This is a genomic window from Micromonospora palythoicola, assembly GCF_036689795.1.
In the GTDB taxonomy this organism is placed as follows: domain Bacteria; phylum Actinomycetota; class Actinomycetes; order Mycobacteriales; family Micromonosporaceae; genus Micromonospora; species Micromonospora palythoicola.
Map to the genome: position 1 here is coordinate 1 of NZ_JBAGKI010000095.1, position 17,163 is coordinate 17,163.

The following is a 17,163-nucleotide window of genomic DNA, read 5'->3' on the forward strand; positions in this document are numbered from 1 at the left end:
CGCCGCCGGACATCCGGCGCACTGACCACCGCACGACGACGGCCGCCGTCCCCGTGGTCCGGGTGCGGCGGCCGTCGTCGTGCGGGCTGCGTCAGGTCGCTCGCGGTCAGCGCTGCTCGACGGGGAGGTAGTTCCGCTCGGCGGCACCGGTGTAGACCTGCCGCGGACGGCCGATCTTGGTCTCCGGGTCGTTGATCATCTCGCGCCACTGGGCGATCCAGCCCGGCAGCCGACCCAGGGCGAACAGCACGGTGAACATCTTCGTCGGGAAGCCCATGGCCTTGTAGATCAGGCCGGTGTAGAAGTCGACGTTCGGGTAGAGCTTGCGCGAGACGAAGAAGTCGTCGGCGAGGGCGATCTCCTCCAGCTGCATCGCGATGTCCAGCAGCGGATCCGGCTTGGCCATCCGACCGAGCACGTCCTGCGCCGCCGTCTTCACGATCGCGGCCCGCGGGTCGTAGTTCTTGTAGACCCGGTGGCCGAAGCCCATCAGCTTGACGCCGTCCTGGCGGTCCTTCACCTTGCGGACGAACGACTGCACGTCACCGCCGTCGGCCTGGATGCGCTCCAGCATTTCCAGCACCGCCTGGTTGGCGCCGCCGTGCAGCGGGCCGAACAGCGCGTTGACGCCCGCCGAGACCGAGGCGAACAGGTTGGCGTTGCTGGAGCCCACCAGCCGCACCGTCGAGGTGGAGCAGTTCTGCTCGTGGTCGGCGTGCAGCACGAAGAGCATGTCCAGCACCCGGGCGATCACCGGGTCCACCTCGTACGGCTCCGCCGGCACACCGAACGTCATCCGCAGGAAGTTCTCCACGTAGCCCAGGGAGTTCTCCGGGTACAGCAGCGGCTGCCCGATCGCCTTCTTGTACGCGTACGAGGCGATGGTGGGTACCTTCGCCATCAGCCGGACCGTGGACATCTCCACGTGCTCGGCGTCGAACGGGTCGAGGCTGTCCTGGTAGAAGGTGGAGATGGCGCTGACGGCCGAGGAGAGCACCGCCATCGGGTGGGCCTCCCGGGGGAAGCCGTCGAAGAAGCGCCGCATCTCCTCGTGCAGCAGGGAGTGCCGACGGATCCGCTCGGTGAACTCGGTCAGTTCCTGGGTGGTCGGCAGCTCGCCGTAGATCAGCAGGTAGGAGACCTCCAGGAAGGAGCTCTTCTCGGCCAGCTGTTCGATCGGGTAGCCCCGGTAACGCAGGATGCCCGCGTCACCGTCGATGTAGGTGATCGCGGACGAACAGGCGGCGGTGTTGACGAACCCGGGGTCGTACGTCGTCAGCCCGGTTTCCTTCAGCAGCTTGCCCACACCGATCCCGGCGGGGCCCTCGACCGCGGAATGTACCGGCATCGACAGCTGCCCGCCGGGGTGATCGAGCTTGACTTCCGTCATGTGGTTCCTCGCTTCGCCGGCAGATCTACGTTGAATTGCCTTCGCTTCTACCGTAATTGCGGTTGCGGCGACACCGCCCCTCGTGGTTCGGCGGTGAGGCATGCGTCACCCGATTCCCGACCGAAGCGCTGGGAAACCCGGACGGCGGGGACGGACAGCCACGGAAGGCACACGTGACGTGCAACCAGGCGACGTGATCGGGACCGATCCGGCACGTACCGGCCGCGCTGTCCGGCCGGTCAGGAGATCGACAGCTGGCGCAGCCGGCCGTCGGGGCCGACCAGGTAGAGGTCGAGCCGGTTGGCGCCGGCCCGGAAGAGCCGGTCGTCGGCGAGCAGGGCCGCGAAGCGTCGGCCGCCCGGGTCCGGGGCGACCACCGGCACCACCGTCGCGACCGTACCGTTGACGGCCACCGCCAGTTCGGTGCCGTCGGTGACCTCGTCGCCGACGGTCCCCCAGATCATGCCGGGCAGCACACCCTCGTCGGGATCGACGGCGCGGAAGGCGCCCAGCCCGCCGACCCGGGCGCTGCCCGCGGCCGGCGCCGCACCCACGGCGGTGCCGACCAGCCGGTGCGGGGGTGCCGGTGACGGCGCGACCGGCACCCCGCCGCTGATCGGCATCGGTTGCGACGGCCGGTCGTAGAAGACCTTGCCCGCGTCGGTGCGGGGCGCCTGTCGGGCGGACCGACCGTCGACCCGCCAGGGCAGCCGGATGGCGGCCTCCTCGGCGACCGTCGGCAGCAGGTCGACGTGTTGCCAGTTGCGGTCGTCGACCCGCCCGCCGCGCTGGCCGGGCGTCTTGACGAACAGCGGCACCCAGGCCACCTCGTCGGCGGCGGCCCGGATCGCGTCCTCGCCGCGCCCCTGCACCCCCTTGGTGAAGCTGACCCCGTGGTCGGCGGTGACCACCACCAGCGCCTCGTCCCACAGGCCGCTGGCGCGCAGCGTACGCATCGTCTCGCCGATCAGCCGGTCGGTGTAGCCGAGCTGGGCGAGGTGCCGGGCACGGGCCAGGTCCACCCAGCCGTCACCCTCGTTGGGGAAGTCCTCCGGGGCCTCGTACCGCGCGCCGGACGGCAGGAACGCCCACGGCGAGTGGGGCATCAGCAGGTGCAGGAAGTGCAGCGTCGGTCGCGCCGACGGGGTCAGTCCGTTGAGGAAGCTGGTGAACCGGGCCGGCTGGTTGACGTTGAGGCTGTCCCAGCGGAACTTCGGGTCGGTCGGCACCGGCTCGGCGGCGTCGATACCGGCCTCCGCCGCGGTGCGCTCGCGGTAGGAGTCCTCCGGGTCGATCCGACTGTCGTGCGGCGCGGTCACCTGACGCAGCAGCCCTGCCGTCTCCCGCACCAGCACGCCGATCCCCTGCTCCGGGGTGACCGGCTGCTCGCAGCGGCTCGGTGGGCAGAGCCGGGTGATGCTCTCCTCCGCGCGGATGTCGTAGAGCCCGCCGAAGGCGGTGAAGAGGTTGTCCGGGTAGTGCGAGTAGTGCGGGGCGAACGGCTCCGCCGGGTAGCGGCCGGTCAGCATCGCCGGCAGCGCGTACGGTGTCCATCCGCTGACCCCGGTCGCGTTGCGGTACCAGGTCGAGGCGGCGGCCAGCTCGGCGAAGTGCGGGAACCGGGCCGCGTCGACGCCACCGGCGGCGTCGAGCAGGGAGACCAGCGGAAGTTCGTCGAGGATCAGCATGACCACCGGCGGGTGCCGGTTGCCGGTCGCCGTGCCCGCCACGCCGCCGTCGCCGAGCGGCAGCACCACCGGCCCGGTCGGCGAGGCGAACAGGAACAGCCCGACGAAGATCGGCGGGCCGAGGGCCGCCAGGCGCAGCACCCGGCCGAGGGCCGTCCAGCGCCGGTGGGCGACGGCCGCGCCGGCACCGGCCGTCGCCGCCACCAGCAGCAGCGGTACGCCCCGCAGCGGCGTGGTGTGCCGGCCCACCTGCACCGCCAGCGCGGCGACCAGCAGTCCGAGCAGCAGGCTGTGCGTCACCGTGCGCGTCGCGGCGCCGGCCAGACCCGCGAGCAGGCCAACCAGCCCGAGCGCCACCGTCGGCACCACCGCGACCAGGGCCACCAGCAGCAGGATCTCACCCCGGTCGGCGCGGTGGAACAGGAAGAAGTCCGGGCTGCGGCCGAGGATGTCCAGCAGCGGTTGGGTGACCACCAGTCCGACCAGCGCGGTGACCTCCAGCAGCCGCCGGCCCTCGGCCCGCCCACCGGACCAGCCCCACCACCGCCGTACGCGCGGGGTCGGCTGCCCGGTCCCGCCCGCAGACGCGGATCCGTCAGGCGTCGGATCGCCGTCGACGGTGCCGGCGGGCCGGGCGGCAGCGCGGCTGCCCGCCTCGGCTCCGGTGCCGGGGCGGTCGGTCACGGAAGCGCCACCCGGTACAGGGTGCGCGTGCCCGAGGGCAACTCCAGGCGGTCCTCGACGGTGCCGTGTTCGGCGAGCAGCGTCTCGAAGGCGTCCCGGCGGTAGTCGGGGAAGATGCCGTCGGGCTTGTTGGCCAGCAGCCGGGCCGCCATCGGGTCGTCCGGGTGGACGAACTCGACCACCAGCCGGCCGCCGGGTGCGGTGAGGCCGGCGAGGCAGGCCACCACCTCCGGCAGCGGCACGTTGCGCCCGATCGCCAGGTGGTGCACCAGGGCCAGGGCGAGCACGGTGTCCGCGTCGGCCCGGGCGGCGAACGAGGCCCGCTCGATACCGCGCCAGCCACCGCCGGGGGACGGGTCGGCCAGATCCATCACCAGCGGCAGCACGTGCCGTTCACCCTCACCCCGCAGGGAGCGGTACAGCCGGTCGACCACCGCCGGGTCCTGCTCGACGGCGACCACGTAGTCGGCGTGCCGCGCGGCGAGCCGGGCGTACCGTCCGTCGTTGGCGCCCAGGTCGAGCACGAGCCGGCGCCGACCGGCGGCGCTCAGCGCGGCGAGCACGAAGCGCTCCTTGCTCGCCCGGTCGTCGCCGGAGTAGCCGCAGGTGTGCTGGTAGTCGACCCAGTGGGTGGCCGCCGGCTGATGGTCCAGGCGGCGGACCAGCTTCTCCAGCCCTCGCACGGTGGCCACCGCCAGCTCCCGGGTGTATCCGGCGTCGCGCAACTGGGCGCGTACGTCGGCGGTGCTGGTGGCGGCGCTGCGGCGTTGCACCGAGCCGTGCAGGTGGACGTGGGTGAGCACCCCGGGCAACAGCCGGCGGGTGCCCCGGAACAGTGGCCCCATCTGCTCCGGCTCGATGCCGTCGACCTGGGCCCGCAGCCACGGCTGGAAGGCCAGCCCCAGGTGGGCGCCGAGCATCAGCGGGTAGAGCAGCGTCTGGCAGAACTGTCGGTAGCCGGCCCAGGGTTCACCGTCGCGCAGCGGGGTGAACGACCCGATGTCGATGAAGACCGGCTCGGTCCCGCGCCACTGGAGGTTGTACGCCGAGCCGTCCTTGGTGGTGAAGCCCGCCGGCAGGGCGGCCCGGAGGATCTCCAGGTGCAGCAGCGCGGCGTCGCGCAGCATGGCGAAGGACCATTCGTACGGGTGTGAGACGAACGGGACGCGCTCGTGCCGCAGCACCGTCGCCCAGCCCGACGACGCCGGAGCGGTCGGCAGCTCCCGCAACGGCGACCCCGCCGGCAGTTCCTCGGTGCCGCAGACCTTGCCGGCGGTGAGCAACGGCGGAAAGAAGCTGCTGGCGGCGAGGGCACGCCAGTCGGCGGCGGCGGTCCGGTCGAGCGCGCGCAGCACGTCGTCGCCGGCGTGGAACACCCGGTTGGCCGGGTCGCGGAACGAGCCGGGTTCCGGCCGGGGGCCGACGTGCGGCGGGGCCGGTCGTGGCGACCGGCCAAGGTCCGGGATCACCATCGGGTCGGGTCAGCTCTGGTCGGTGGGCTGGCGGCGGAACCGGCTGACGAGCCTGCGCCAGTAGAGCTTGGCCGCCACCGCGACCCCGGCGATTCCGCCGACCACCGCCTGCACGATGAGGCTGCCGGATCCCGCGTCCAGGTAGGCCAGGTGGTTCACCGACCGCTCCTTCCCTCTGCCGTCACAAACCGACACCAACCGCCGTAACCCCACATTCCGCATTACGGCGGCCCAGCCGGACCTATGCCACCGTACGCCGCCCATCGCCCCCAGCCGGGCACAACCGCCCACTTCCCCACCCCAAATCCCACCCCCACCCACCCCACCCACCCTCCCCACCCTGTTGATCATGAGGTTAGCGGCGTTTTTGATCTTCAAAAGTGCCGCTAACCTCATGATCAAGGCGGGCCGGGGGCGTCGGTCGTGGGGTTGGGGAGGCGGACGGTGAAGATGGTGTGGCCTGGACGGGAGTGCAGGGTGACGGTGCCGTGGTGGGCCTCCACCACGGCGGCGACGATGGCCAGTCCGAGGCCGGTGCTGCCGTGCGCGCGGGAGCGGGAACTGTCGCCGCGGGCGAAGCGTTCGAACACCTCCGGCCGCAGCTCGGGGGGTACGCCGGGGCCGTCGTCGGTCACGCTGAGCTCGGCGGCGTCGCCGGTCCGGCGCAGGCTGGTGGTGACGGTGCTGCCGGGTGGTGTGTGCACCCGGGCGTTGGTCAGCAGGTTGGCCAGCACCTGGTGCAGCCGGGCGGGGTCGCCGGGCACCCGGATCACCGTCTCGGGCAGGTCGAGCTGCCAGCGGTGCTCGGGGCCGGCCACGTGCGCGTCGCTGACGGCGTCCACCACCAGCGCGGTCAGGTCGACCGGTTCGACCGCGAGCGGTCGACCGGAGTCCAGCCGGGCCAGCAGCAGCAGGTCGTCGACGAGGCTGGTCATCCGGGTGCTCTCCGACTCGACCCGGCGCAGCGCGTGGGCCACGTCGGCCGGCACCTCGGCACGGCCCCGGCGGGCCACCTCGGCGTAGCCACGGATCGCCGCGAGCGGGGTACGCAGCTCGTGACTGGCGTCGGCGACGAACTGGCGTACCCGGGTCTCGCTGGCCTGCCGGGCGGCGAGGGCGGCGGCGACGTGGCCGAGCATCCGGTTGAGCGCGGCGCCGACCTGACCGACCTCGGTGCGCGGGTCGGTGTCGGCGGCCGGCACCCGGTCGGAGAGCGCCACCTCGCCCCGGTCGAGCGGTAGCTCACTGACCCGGGCCGCGGTGGCGGCCACCCGGCGCAGCGGGCGCAGCGTGGCCCGGACGATCAGCGCCCCGGCGGTGCCGGCGACCAGCAGGCCGACGGCGGTGACCCCGGCCTGCGCGGCCACCAGCGCCCAGACGGTCTCCCGCACGCCGGCCAACGGCACGCCCAGCACCCGCACGGTCCCGGTGGCCGACCGCCGGGCCACCACCCGGTAGCCGCCCCGCTCGCCCAGGCCGACGCTGTGCGCCCGGCCGTCGGTGGGCACCTCGGCCAGCGCCCGCACCTGGTCGACCGGTACCGACTGCTCCTGTCGGCCGACAAGCGTCCACGCCTCGGTGACCCGGCCGTCGACGACCTGGGCGCTGATCGTGCCGGGCGGAAAGCCGCGCGGCACCCGCACATCGCCCCACGGGCCGGTGCCGGGGCCGGGTTCCCACGGCGCGGTGGGCCGCCCCCCGGGCGTGAAGCGCAACTGCTCGTCCACCCGGGAGATCAGGAACTGCCGCAGCGCCACGGTGGTGAGACCGCCGATGGCCAGGCTGACCACGGCGAGCAGCGCCACCAGGGTCAGTACCAGGCGGGTCCGCAGCGACCAGCCGGCCAGCCACCGGCGCACCCCGGTCACTCCGCCGGCTTGAGCAGGTACCCGGCCCCGCGCAGTGTGTGGATCATCGGCTGGCGGCCGGCGTCGATCTTCTTCCGCAGGTACGAGATGTACAGCTCGACGACGTTGGCCTGGCCACCGAAGTCGTAGTTCCACACCCGGTCGAGGATCTGTGCCTTGCTGAGCACCCGGCGGGGGTTGCGCATCAGGTACCGCAGCAGCTCGAACTCGGTGGCGGTGAGGGTGACCAGCTGCCCGTCCCGGCGTACCTCGTGGCTGTCCTCGTCGAGGGTGAGGTCGCCCACCACGGTGAGCACCGCCTCCGCACGGGTGGCCACCGCGAAGCCGGAGCGGCGCAGCAGCGCGCGCAACCGGGCGATGACCTCCTCGAGGCTGAACGGCTTGGTCACGTAGTCGTCGCCGCCGACGGTCAGCCCGGCGACGCGCTCCTCGACCGCGTCCCGGGCGGTGAGGAAGAGCACCGGCACGCTGTCGTTGTCCGCCCGCAGCTTGCGCAACACCTCAAGACCGTCCAGGTCGGGCAGCATCACGTCGAGCACCACCGCGTCGGGTCGGAACTGCCGGGCGGCGCGTAGCGCCGCCATGCCGTCGGCCGCCGTACGCACCTGCCAGCCCTCGTAGCGCAGCGCCATCGACAACAGGTCGGTCAGGGTCGGCTCGTCGTCGACGACCAGCACCCGGACCGGCTCACCGTCCGGTCGACGCAGCTCCACCCGGTCCAGTCCGGCACCGCCGGAGATCCTCATGGCTGCCATGGTGCTGCCACGCACTTGGTGGCACTTGTGCGGCGGCTGTGTGCCAGCTGTGCGGTCCGGCCGGGGCGCGGTCGGCGTCGGGTCACTCGGTCACGCCGACCGGGTCGGTCCGGACGAAACGCATGGACCAGGTTCCCGAGCCGTCGGGACGTTGCCGCACGTAGAGATGGTCCGCCGCCGGCGTGGGCGCCTCCTGGGGACGGCGCAGCACCCACAGTCGCGGTGGGGTGCCGTCCGGGCCGGCCGGCAGCGACCGGACCAGGTCGTGGGCCGGACCGCCGACGAAACGTACGGTCACTTCACTCATCACGTTCCGCCTCCAGCCCGCCCGGCGCGTCGGGCGTCCCGGCTCGCACGCTAACGCACCAGCCGCCGTCCGAGGCGGGTTTGCCCTGATCGGACCCGGGGTACCGTGCGCAGGCCACGGTTTCGCACGTCGTGGCGGAGCGACACGAGGGTAGGAGGCGGTCGATGCGTACGCTGGACGGGCGGTACCGGCTCGACCAGCGCATCGGCATCGGCGGGATGTCGGAGGTGTGGCGGGCGTACGACACCGTGCTGGACCGGCAGGTCGCGGTGAAGCTGGTCTCGCCGGGTCAGCCGGACGGGGCGGCCTCGGTGGAGCGGATCCGCTCCGAGGCGCGGTCGGCGGCCCGCCTGGTGCACCCCAACGTGGCAAGCGTGCACGACTTCGGTAGCTGCGACACCGGGACGGGGCACCAGCTGCCGTACATCGTGATGGAGCTGGCCGAGGGGCAGACCCTCGCCGCGCACCTGCGTACCGGCCCGTTGGACTGGCGGATCGCGGTGCGCGTCTGCGCGGAGGTCGGCGCCGCGCTGGCCGCCGCGCACGCCCACGGCATCGTGCACCGCGACATCAAGCCGGCAAACGTGATGCTCACTCCGTCGGGGGTGAAGGTGCTGGACTTCGGCATCGCCACGCCGGCCGGTGCCGCCGACACCGCGCCCGACGGTGTCGTGGTCGGTACGCCGGCGTACCTGGCGCCGGAACAGCTGCACCGGGCTCCGGCGACCCCGGCGGCCGACATCTACGCCCTCGGCGTCCTCCTCCACTACTGCCTGGCGGGACGCCTGCCGTTCCCGGCGGACAGCGTCAGCCAGCTGCTCGGACGGGACCGGCCCCGGGTGCCGCGGCCCCTGCCGGAGCTGCCCGGACTGCCGGCCGAGGTGGCCGACCTGTGCCGACGCTGCCTGGCCGACGACCCGACCCGGCGGCCGAGCAGCCTGGTGGCCGCGCTGCTGCTGGCGGAGGCGGTCGACGCCCGGGTGTACGTGCCGATGCACGAGCCGCTGATGCCACGGCAGCGGCCGACGGCGGTGAGCCCGTGGACGGAGCGGGCGGCGGCCGAGGTCACCGAGGCCGCCGCCGTCGCGCAGTGGAGCCGGCACGGCGGGTGACTTCCCGGTTTCACGCGACCGGGCCCGGGTAGCCGGGCGGGGAGTGACGGGAGGAACGCGATGCCGAGTTCCTGGCTGAACGAGGTTGCCGCCGCGACCGCCGAGGGCGGTCACATCCACACCGACGACGAGGCGCTGTCGACCGCCCTCGCCTCGCCGCTGGCGCCGCACTGCACCGGGCTGACCCCGTCGCAGCTGCTCGCCGCGGCGTTCGCGTCCTGTCTGCACCACGCGGCGGTGGAGGCGGCCGGCGGGATCACCGACGAGGCGCACACCGTGCAGGTACGCGCGGAGGCGAAGCTGGGGCGCGACGACGACGGCCGCTACCGGGCCGACGTGCACGCCTCCATCTCGTCGGTCGGGCTGAGTCGACAACAGCTCACCGAACTGGTCGAGCACGCCGACCGGCTCTGGCCGTTCTCCAGCGAGGACGGCGGCCGGCACCGGCTCACCGTCAGCCCGGCGGAGAACGGCCGACACTGATCCGCGTGGTGCGGTGAACCGGACCGGCGCGGCGGGCCCGGCCTCGGGTGGGTCCGGGTCGACATCACGGGCCGCGACCACACCGCATGGTCCGACCGCCCCACCCACCGCCCCGGTTGGATCGACCTCAGCCTCGTCCGTTCGGCGGATGCGGCCGAGCGGGTCGATAGACGCCAGCAAGATCCCGTTTCCGCCCTGTTTTATACGTTGATTTCCGACATATACTCCGGGACGGACCGGCGTAGCTGGTCGGCTATGTCCAACAACGCGGAGATTCACCGGGCGGATAGCCGCGAATTGTGACGCATGCCACCAACCGGGCCGATGGCAGTCGGCCGTCAACTTTCTAGCCTCGGCGGGTGCATCCCGACGACGACTTCGACCAGCAGCTGACCCCCGGGCGACCGGCGAGCCTTTCGGCCGACGAGGCATCACCCGAAAGGATGATGGGGCGGCATCGCGCCGTACCCGCACCGCGCCGGGGCGTCCGCGCGGTGCTCGCCTCCACCCCGGTCCGGGTGGCTCTGGCCACCGGCGTCACCTGCTGCCTCGGCGCCACCGCCGTCGTGGCCGCCCGGCACGACGACGAGGCACCGCCACCCCGGGTGACCGAGGCACTCACCGACCGCGCTCTCGCGGCTCAGGAGAAGGCCGCCTCCCGTTCCCTCGACCGCAGCCCCACCCCCGCACCGACCAGCGCCAGCCCCTCCCCCACCGCCAAGCCGTCGCCCACCGCGAAGCCGAAGCCGAAGAAGAAGGCCCCCACCAAACCACCGCGCCCCCGGCCCGTCGCCGGGCTGAGCCAGGCACAGATGGACAACGCCAAGGCGATCGTGGACGTCGGCGTCAAGATGAAGATCCCGCGTCAGGGGTTGGTGATCGCGGTCGCCACCGCCATGCAGGAGAGCACCCTGCTCAACTACGCCAGTGGGGTGCTGCCCGAGTCGCAGAACTACCCGCACCAGGCCGTGGGCTGGGACCACGACTCCGTCGGGCTGTTCCAGCAGCGCCCCAGCAGCGGTTGGGGCAGCGTCCGGGACCTGATGCGGCCGGCGTACGCGGCGCGCGTGTTCTACGAGGCGCTGCTGCAGGTGCCCGGATGGCAGCAGATGAGCCTGACCCTGGCCGCCCAGGCGGTGCAGATCTCCGCCTTCCCCTACGCCTACGCCCAGCACGAGGAGCGGGCCGCGACCGTGGTGGCGGCTCTGACCTGAGCCGGACCCGGCCGTCAGGTCCGGCTCGCCGGCGACGGCGGGTCAGACCCGCTTGGGCAACACGACCACCCGGCCGAAGAACTCGTCGATCCGGTGCACCACGTCGTTGAAGTCGTCCAGGTCGATCGGCTTGGTGACGTAGGCGTTGGCCTGGAGGGTGTAGCTGCTGATGATGTCGGTGTCCGCGTTCGATGTGGTCAGCACGACGATCGGGATGGTCCGCAGGTCCTCGTCGTTCTTCACCTCGCCCAGCACCTGACGCCCGTCCTTGCGGGGCATGTTGAGGTCGAGCAGGATCACGTCCGGACGTTGGGCGTCGCCGTGCCGGCCCTCGCGACGGAGAAACTCCATCGCCTCCTCGCCGTCGCCGACCACGTCGATCACCTTCTCGACGTCCGAGGTGGCCAGGGCCTCCTCGATCATGAGCACGTCGCCCGGGTCGTCGTCCACCACCAGGATGCGAACCGGAGCGAGGGTTCGTGCGCCCATCTCTACCTGCCTCAGGTCGGCCAGGACGGGACCTATCGGCCCCGTGCTGGCGGAAATGTAGCCCATCATCGGACGATCGGCGACCGCCGGGTTCCGCGACGTCACAGCCGCACCCGAGCAGCCGGTCCGAGACGGTCCGGCTGAGCACCCGCCGCTCGGGGACGGGTACTTGCTGCCCGGCAAGTATAAGGAGCGACAGGCAGACCGGATGTCGCTCCGGTCAGGCGGCTTGCCGATCCACCACCGGCAGTACCGCGCGACCCCGCCGGAGATGGTCCACCGCCCGGGGGAAGTCGTGCAGCAACCGGCCGTAGTGCGCCAGCGAAGCGTCCACCGTCACGGCCGGCACGCCCCGACTGTCCAGGATGGTCACCAGCCACTCGACGAACTCGGTGAACAGCGAGCCGTCGTCGACGTAGAGGGCGGCGCCCAGGAAGTCCAGGATGTACCCGAGGTCGCTGACCGTCGAGTCCAGCTGGGCCGGGGTCAGGTCGCGGGTGGCCGGAAACCGCTGGGCCAACTCGGCCAGGGCGCTGTCGATCAGCTCGCCGCGTCGGTTGACGAGGGTGGCGTACTCGTCGTCGGCAAGGTGCACCAGGTCGGCCGGCGGCACCGCGCGTAGGGCCCGCTCGTCACCGAGCAGGTCGGCGGCGGCGGGCGCGTTGGCGGCCCAGGCCGCCCCGAGCCGCCGCGCCCACCGGCCGTCCACGCCGAAGCCCCGACCACCGACCAGCACCGGCACGTCCGCGCGCCGGCACGCCTCGATCATCCGGTGCGCGTGGGGTAGCCGCATCGGCAGCGCCGAGGCCAGCGCCACGGCGTACGCGTCGTACCGGTGCAGGTACGACACCAGGTGCGCGGCGGGGACACTCGCCCCCAGGAAGGTGACCTGCCAGCCACGCAGCCGCAGCACCTCGGCCACCAGCCGGGCTGGCAACGCGTGCCACTCACCGTCCATGCAGGCGACCACGATCCGGGCGCGGGTCGGGCGCGGGTCGGCGTATGCGGCGACGGCCGCCACCACCTGCTCGCTGATGTGTGTCGCCGCGTGTTCCTGGGCCACGCTCCACTCGTTGCGCGCCCACCGCTCCCCGACCTCGGCCTGCGCCGGCGCGACCAGGTCCAGCAGCACCCGGTCGGCGGCCACCCCAGCGTCGAGCAACCCGCGCGCCACCTCGACGGCGGCGCGCTCGTCGGCCTCGGCGAGACAGTGCAGGTAGTCCGGATAGACGGCCTCAGGTGAGGTGCCCCGGGTCGCGGCGGTCACCGGTCCGTCGCCTCCACAGCCGGCTCGGCCACGGGCGGCACGGCGTGCAGGTGCCGCTGCGGGCGGCCACCGACGCCGGTGGCGCGCAACGCCAGCACCGCGATGTCGTCGTGGTCACGCTGGGCCAGCCAGTCGCACGTCACCTGCTCGATCCGCTCGGCCAGCGCGGGCGCCGGCATCCGGTGGCACCCACCGAGCGCCTGCACCAGGCGATCGGTGCCGAGCAGTTCCTCACCGCGCCGACCGCCCCGCGCCTCGGTGACCCCGTCGCTGTAGAGCAGGCACGTCTCACCGGGAGCGAGCCGGGTGGTGACCTGACCGATCCGCGGATCCGGCACCACACCGATGAGCATGCCGTTCAACGGCAGCTGCTCCACCTCGCCGGAGGCGCGCAGCACCAGCGGCGGCAGGTGTCCGCCGCCGGCGAGCGTCAGCCCGAGGCCACCGTCCCGGTGTGGACGGACCACCCCCAGCACCATGGTGGCGAACCGGCCCTGTCCGTGGGCCAGGGTCGTCTCCAACAGTGCGTCGTTGAGCAGCCGCAGCAGCCGGGCCGGTTGCTGCTCGACCCGGTGCAGCGCGTGCAGACACTGCCGCAGCTGCCCGGTGAAGACCGCCGCCTCGACCCCCTTGCCGGAGACATCGCCGAGGAAGAACACCGAGCCGCCGTCGGGCAGCCGGTGCGAACCGTAGAAGTCGCCGCCGATGCGCAGGCCGGCCTGGGCCGGACGGTACGCCGTACCCCACTGCACCCCCGGGGCCGGCACCGGCTCGACGGGCAGCAGGCTGGCCTGCAGCATGTCGGCCACCTCCGCCTGTTCGCGGTAGAGCAGCGCGGTGGTCAACGCCGCACCGGCCCGGGCGGCGAAGGCGCGCACCAGGTCGAGGTCGTTCTCCCCGTACCAGCCGCCCGCACCCCGCGCGACGAGCAGCACCCCGGCGGGCGCGTCCCGGCCCGGCAACGGGACCAGGCGGGCGGCCACCTCGGCGGCGGAGACACCGGGCAACCAGCCCGCGTCGATGGCCTGCTCGACCAGCCAGTCGACGGTGTGCGGCGACGTGCCGCGCAGACTCTCGACGATCGCCGGAGGCAGCTCCGTCGCGGCGAGTACCCCGCGGTCGACAGTGGGTGTCTCGTCGGCGTCCTGGCGGGCGCGCCACCACCGGGCCCGTCCGGATCGGGGCGCGAGCACCAGCACCGCGACGTCGGCCAGGGTCGGCACGGCGAGTCGGACGACCGCGGCGGCGGCCCGGTCCGGGTGCAGCGGATTGCCCAGCTTGTCGCCGACCGTGGTGAGGAAGGCCGACCTGGACCGCTCGGCCGCCAGTTCCTCGATCCGCTTCTCGTGGTCGCTGACATCCTCGACGTACCAGCAGCTACGGCCGGCGGACAACGGGACCTGACGCACCCACAGCCGTCGGCCGTGCCGGCGCAGGTGTGGCTCGCCCGAGGCCAGCCGCTCGACCGCCGCGGCCGTACCGCCGACGACCACCTCGGGCAGTAGACGCCGGGCGGTCGGGCTGACGTGCCGCACGGTCCCGTCCGGGCCGCACACCACCACACCCTCGTGGAGATGTTCGGCGATCTCCGGCCAGTCGGCGGCGAGCTGACCCGGTGGCGACTCCAGGGCGGGCAGCCCGGCGGCCGGCGCGGACATGATCGGACGCCAGGCGGGAACCCGGGCGACGCTCGACGTGGCAGACCGTCCGTCGCCGGGGTCGAGGTCCCTGACGTCGGCACCTGTCACCAGCTTGAGCCTCGCTCCTTGTCGGGTCCGCAGCCGCTTCGAGCGGCGTGCATGGTCGCGTCCTGGTACCCAGCCTACGCGGCTCTGCCGGTGCCGCCACCCGGGCGAGCGTCGCGTCGCGCATCGGCGGCCGGCCGAGAGGCGGGCCAGCTCAGGGATTGTTACGATCCGAGCGCCCCTGCCCGCCCGTCACCGCGGAAGGCGTGATCGTTGCTGTCCCACGGTCGCAGACCCCCGACGCCGCCGCTGAGCATGTCCGTCGACCGGTCCGTTCCGCTCGCGCCGGTGATCAGGGTCGTCGGTGATCTCGCCTACACCACCGCCGCGCCGCTGCGGGCCGAGATCGACCGGATGATGGGCACCGAGCCGACCACCCTGGTACTCGACTTCGGTGGCCTGCAGTTCATCGACAGCACCGGGCTCAGCGTCATCGTCCACGCCTGGCGCGAGGGGCAGCAGCGGGGCGTCCGGCTGCGGTTGCGGGCGGTCCCCCGGTTCCTCGAAACCATCCTCGACATGACGGGGGTCACCGGCCTGCTGTCCCGCGAGCCCGCCGGCACCGAACCGGACGGCCCGACCCCGGTCACCGCTTGAGCGGTTGCCGGAAAACCGGGCCCCCGCGACTTGCGCTTGACCGGCGTCCTGGGAGCATGGAGTCATGGCGGCACAGCTGTTGGTCATCGAGGTCGACCGGCACGACACGGGGCATGCGGAGTTGCGGCTGACCGGTGACCTCGACTTCGACAGTGCGCCGGAACTCGTCGACGCCGTGGCCGCCCTGCGCCGCGACGGCTACCAACACCTGGTTATCGACCTGACGGGTGTGGGCATGTGCGACTCGTCGGGGTTGAGCGCGTTCGTGATCGCCCACCGGGGCGGCTCCGCCCCTCTGCGGCTGGTCGGCGTCAACGCCTCGCTGCGCCAGTTGCTGGTCCGCACCGGCCTCACCGAGCTGCTGGAGCTTCCCCCGGCCGTCGAGGACCGGGACACGCGGGCGGTCGGCTGACCCGTCCGGGCCACCGAAGGGGTGGCCCCCGACCCTGGGACCAGGGGTCGGGGGCCGGAGGATGGCTCAGGGAGCCGGGACCGGATACGGGCCGCTGCGGTGGGGCCGGGTGGTCGGCTCCGCGTCCTCCGGTAGGCCCGAATCAGGCGTTTGAAACAGATAGCGGACGAACTCCGCACCTGATCCGTCGTCCCGATCGCCGGGCCACTGGCCGGCGCAGTCGACGCCGATCACCTCACGACCGCCGCCGTCGGCCTCTTCCAACAGCGCCCACAGGCTCACCGGGTAGCAGCGGGTGCGCTCGGGTGTCAGCCGCCACCTCGCGTACCAACCGGGTCGGGCGGGGACGATCTCGACTATCCGCTTCATCACGACCTTCCCTTCCGCCGTGCCTCGGAAGATCTCCGGTCCACCGCGATCGTCGACCCCGCCCGGGTGACCGGCCCTCACCCCGGCCGGATGAAGCCTGGCCGTCGTGGTCGAGCGCTCCACTGCCGGCACCGAACTGATCGTTTCGCCCGGCGACCGCCGGGAAGGCCATCGACGAAGCCCGGCACCACCAGCGGAAGCGAGGTGTGCACCATGCGTAAGCAGATGGAGGGCGACAACCAGCGCCGGAGGACACTGGCCCGCCAGGCGCGGGAACGGGGCATGCGGGCCGCCGACACCGGTGCCAGCCTGAGCGCGTCCAAACAACTGACCCACCTCGACCAGCACGAGCGGGCCGGCCCGGCGCCGGCCGGCAGCCGCCACAAACCGGACGCCACGCGCGGCGGGCCCGTTCCCCCGCCCGCCGGTTCCGCGCAGACCCCCCGGCCCCGCCCGGAGCCGGGCGGACCGGCGCCCGGGGTCACCACGGTGGGTTACCGCGAGCTGGTCGAGGACGTCGTGCGCCGCGCCGGCGTCGACTTCCGTACGGCCAAGGTGGGAGTCGAGTCGACGGTGCTGGTCCTGGCCTGGGCCCTGGAGGCCGGCGAACGCCGACGGCTGCTGGAGGCGGTGCCCGCCTCACTGCACGACGTGGTGCCGGTGGACGGCATCGAGCGACGCCAGGATCTGGCCGGCTTCCTGTCCGAGGTGGGTCGGATCAGCGGTCGGCCCCCGGAGCAGGCGCGCTATCAGGCCGAGGCGACCCTGGCCGCGCTCGCCGCGCACGACGGTGACCTGATCGAATCACTGCACGTGCCGGACGAACTGCGGCAACTGCTGGAGCCGCCGGCGGTCGGCGGCGGTGTGGTCGGTCCGGTCAGCGCGCTACCGCCGTTGTCCGCGGCCGAACTGCGCGCGGCCCTGGCCGACCTGCCGTACTGGTCCGGTGACGGGACGGCGTTGTCCCGGACCCTGGAGCTGCCGCCAGGCAACCTGGACCGGGTGCTGGACCGACTCGACCTGCTCCGCCAGCAGACCGGCCGCGGGCCGCGGATCGGCCGCGCCGACCCGACGACCGCCGTGCTGACCGTCACCTCGGGCAACGCCGGGGCGGTGACCGCGATGGACATCGACCTGGCGCACGCGGTCGACGACGCCATCGACGAGGCTGGGGCCGGCATGGCCGCCGGCTGATGAGCAGCCGAGATGCCAGCCGTGGGGGGGGGGGGGGGCCCCCCCCCCCCCCCCCCCCCCCCCCCCCCCAGGGCGGGGGACAACCCCCCCCCCCCCCGCCGCCCCCCGGCCCCCGGG

17 protein-coding genes are annotated in these 17,163 nt (G+C 73.1%); 6 read left to right on the plus strand and 11 right to left on the minus strand.

Features of this window, described 5'->3' with window-relative positions:
• Positions 1 to 106: 106 nt before the first annotated feature.
• The 7 genes from V5O40_RS26225 to V5O40_RS26255 form a co-directional block, all read right to left on the minus strand.
• Complete coding sequence (locus V5O40_RS26225; protein WP_269741119.1) at positions 107 to 1,390, minus strand: citrate synthase; 1,284 nt, start codon at positions 1,388 to 1,390, stop codon at positions 107 to 109.
• Positions 1,391 to 1,629: 239 nt separating this feature from the next.
• Positions 1,630 to 3,762 carry a sulfatase-like hydrolase/transferase gene (locus tag V5O40_RS26230; RefSeq protein ID WP_332907942.1) on the minus strand — a complete coding sequence of 711 codons (2,133 nt, stop codon included), beginning with the start codon at positions 3,760 to 3,762 and terminating at the stop codon, positions 1,630 to 1,632.
• Positions 3,759 to 5,234 (minus strand): class I SAM-dependent methyltransferase, encoded by a 1,476-nt coding sequence (locus V5O40_RS26235; protein WP_332907943.1) that lies wholly within the window; start codon positions 5,232 to 5,234, stop codon positions 3,759 to 3,761. Before V5O40_RS26235 ends, V5O40_RS26230 begins: the two co-directional genes overlap by 4 nt.
• Positions 5,235 to 5,243: 9 nt before the next feature.
• Complete coding sequence (locus V5O40_RS26240) at positions 5,244 to 5,393, minus strand: hypothetical protein (protein WP_155220336.1); 150 nt, start codon at positions 5,391 to 5,393, stop codon at positions 5,244 to 5,246.
• A 239-nt stretch (positions 5,394 to 5,632) separates the two neighbouring features.
• A complete protein-coding gene (locus tag V5O40_RS26245; protein WP_332907953.1) occupies positions 5,633 to 7,081 on the minus strand; it encodes a HAMP domain-containing sensor histidine kinase in 1,449 nt (482 codons plus the stop codon).
• A gap of 17 nt (positions 7,082 to 7,098) precedes the next feature.
• The gene (locus V5O40_RS26250) at positions 7,099 to 7,848 is read right to left on the minus strand and encodes a response regulator transcription factor (protein ID WP_332907944.1); all 750 of its coding nucleotides are present in this window, start codon (positions 7,846 to 7,848) and stop codon (positions 7,099 to 7,101) included.
• A gap of 91 nt (positions 7,849 to 7,939) precedes the next feature.
• Positions 7,940 to 8,164: a hypothetical protein gene (locus tag V5O40_RS26255; RefSeq protein ID WP_099846198.1), complete on the minus strand. Its 225-nt coding sequence runs from the start codon at positions 8,162 to 8,164 to the stop codon at positions 7,940 to 7,942.
• 164 nt (positions 8,165 to 8,328) lie between these two features.
• Here V5O40_RS26255 and V5O40_RS26260 point away from each other — a divergent pair, with 164 nt between their 5' ends.
• From V5O40_RS26260 to V5O40_RS26270, 3 genes are all read left to right on the plus strand, one after another.
• On the plus strand, positions 8,329 to 9,276 hold the full coding sequence (locus tag V5O40_RS26260) for a serine/threonine-protein kinase (protein WP_332907945.1): 948 nt from the start codon (positions 8,329 to 8,331) through the stop codon (positions 9,274 to 9,276).
• 60 nt (positions 9,277 to 9,336) lie between these two features.
• Positions 9,337 to 9,759: an OsmC family protein gene (locus tag V5O40_RS26265; protein WP_164447287.1), complete on the plus strand. Its 423-nt coding sequence runs from the start codon at positions 9,337 to 9,339 to the stop codon at positions 9,757 to 9,759.
• A 359-nt stretch (positions 9,760 to 10,118) separates the two neighbouring features.
• Positions 10,119 to 10,973 carry a hypothetical protein gene (locus tag V5O40_RS26270; RefSeq protein ID WP_332907946.1) on the plus strand — a complete coding sequence of 285 codons (855 nt, stop codon included), beginning with the start codon at positions 10,119 to 10,121 and terminating at the stop codon, positions 10,971 to 10,973.
• 42 nt (positions 10,974 to 11,015) lie between these two features.
• On the opposite strand, the gene V5O40_RS26275 is transcribed toward V5O40_RS26270, so the two are convergent.
• The 3 genes from V5O40_RS26275 to V5O40_RS26285 all read right to left on the minus strand — a co-directional run bounded on the left by V5O40_RS26275 (position 11,016) and on the right by V5O40_RS26285 (position 14,477).
• Complete coding sequence (locus V5O40_RS26275) at positions 11,016 to 11,462, minus strand: response regulator (RefSeq protein ID WP_269741111.1); 447 nt, start codon at positions 11,460 to 11,462, stop codon at positions 11,016 to 11,018.
• 220 nt (positions 11,463 to 11,682) lie between these two features.
• Positions 11,683 to 12,729: a cobalamin B12-binding domain-containing protein gene (locus V5O40_RS26280; RefSeq protein ID WP_332907947.1), complete on the minus strand. Its 1,047-nt coding sequence runs from the start codon at positions 12,727 to 12,729 to the stop codon at positions 11,683 to 11,685.
• Positions 12,726 to 14,477 carry a SpoIIE family protein phosphatase gene (locus V5O40_RS26285; RefSeq protein ID WP_332907948.1) on the minus strand — a complete coding sequence of 584 codons (1,752 nt, stop codon included), beginning with the start codon at positions 14,475 to 14,477 and terminating at the stop codon, positions 12,726 to 12,728. The genes V5O40_RS26280 and V5O40_RS26285 overlap by 4 nt, the downstream gene beginning before the upstream one ends.
• Before the next feature lie 285 nt (positions 14,478 to 14,762).
• On the opposite strand from V5O40_RS26285, the gene V5O40_RS26290 reads away from it, so the two are divergent.
• Both V5O40_RS26290 and V5O40_RS26295 read left to right on the plus strand, forming a co-directional pair.
• Complete coding sequence (locus V5O40_RS26290) at positions 14,763 to 15,071, plus strand: STAS domain-containing protein (RefSeq protein WP_332907949.1); 309 nt, start codon at positions 14,763 to 14,765, stop codon at positions 15,069 to 15,071.
• Between the two features lie 64 nt (positions 15,072 to 15,135).
• Positions 15,136 to 15,483, plus strand: a complete 348-nt coding sequence (locus tag V5O40_RS26295; protein WP_332907950.1) for an STAS domain-containing protein — start codon at positions 15,136 to 15,138, stop codon at positions 15,481 to 15,483.
• Positions 15,484 to 15,549: 66 nt separating this feature from the next.
• On the opposite strand, the gene V5O40_RS26300 is transcribed toward V5O40_RS26295, so the two are convergent.
• Positions 15,550 to 15,852: a hypothetical protein gene (locus V5O40_RS26300; protein ID WP_332907951.1), complete on the minus strand. Its 303-nt coding sequence runs from the start codon at positions 15,850 to 15,852 to the stop codon at positions 15,550 to 15,552.
• A gap of 213 nt (positions 15,853 to 16,065) precedes the next feature.
• Here V5O40_RS26300 and V5O40_RS26305 point away from each other — a divergent pair, with 213 nt between their 5' ends.
• Positions 16,066 to 17,046: a DUF2267 domain-containing protein gene (locus tag V5O40_RS26305; RefSeq protein WP_332907952.1), complete on the plus strand. Its 981-nt coding sequence runs from the start codon at positions 16,066 to 16,068 to the stop codon at positions 17,044 to 17,046.
• Positions 17,047 to 17,163 lie beyond the last annotated feature (117 nt).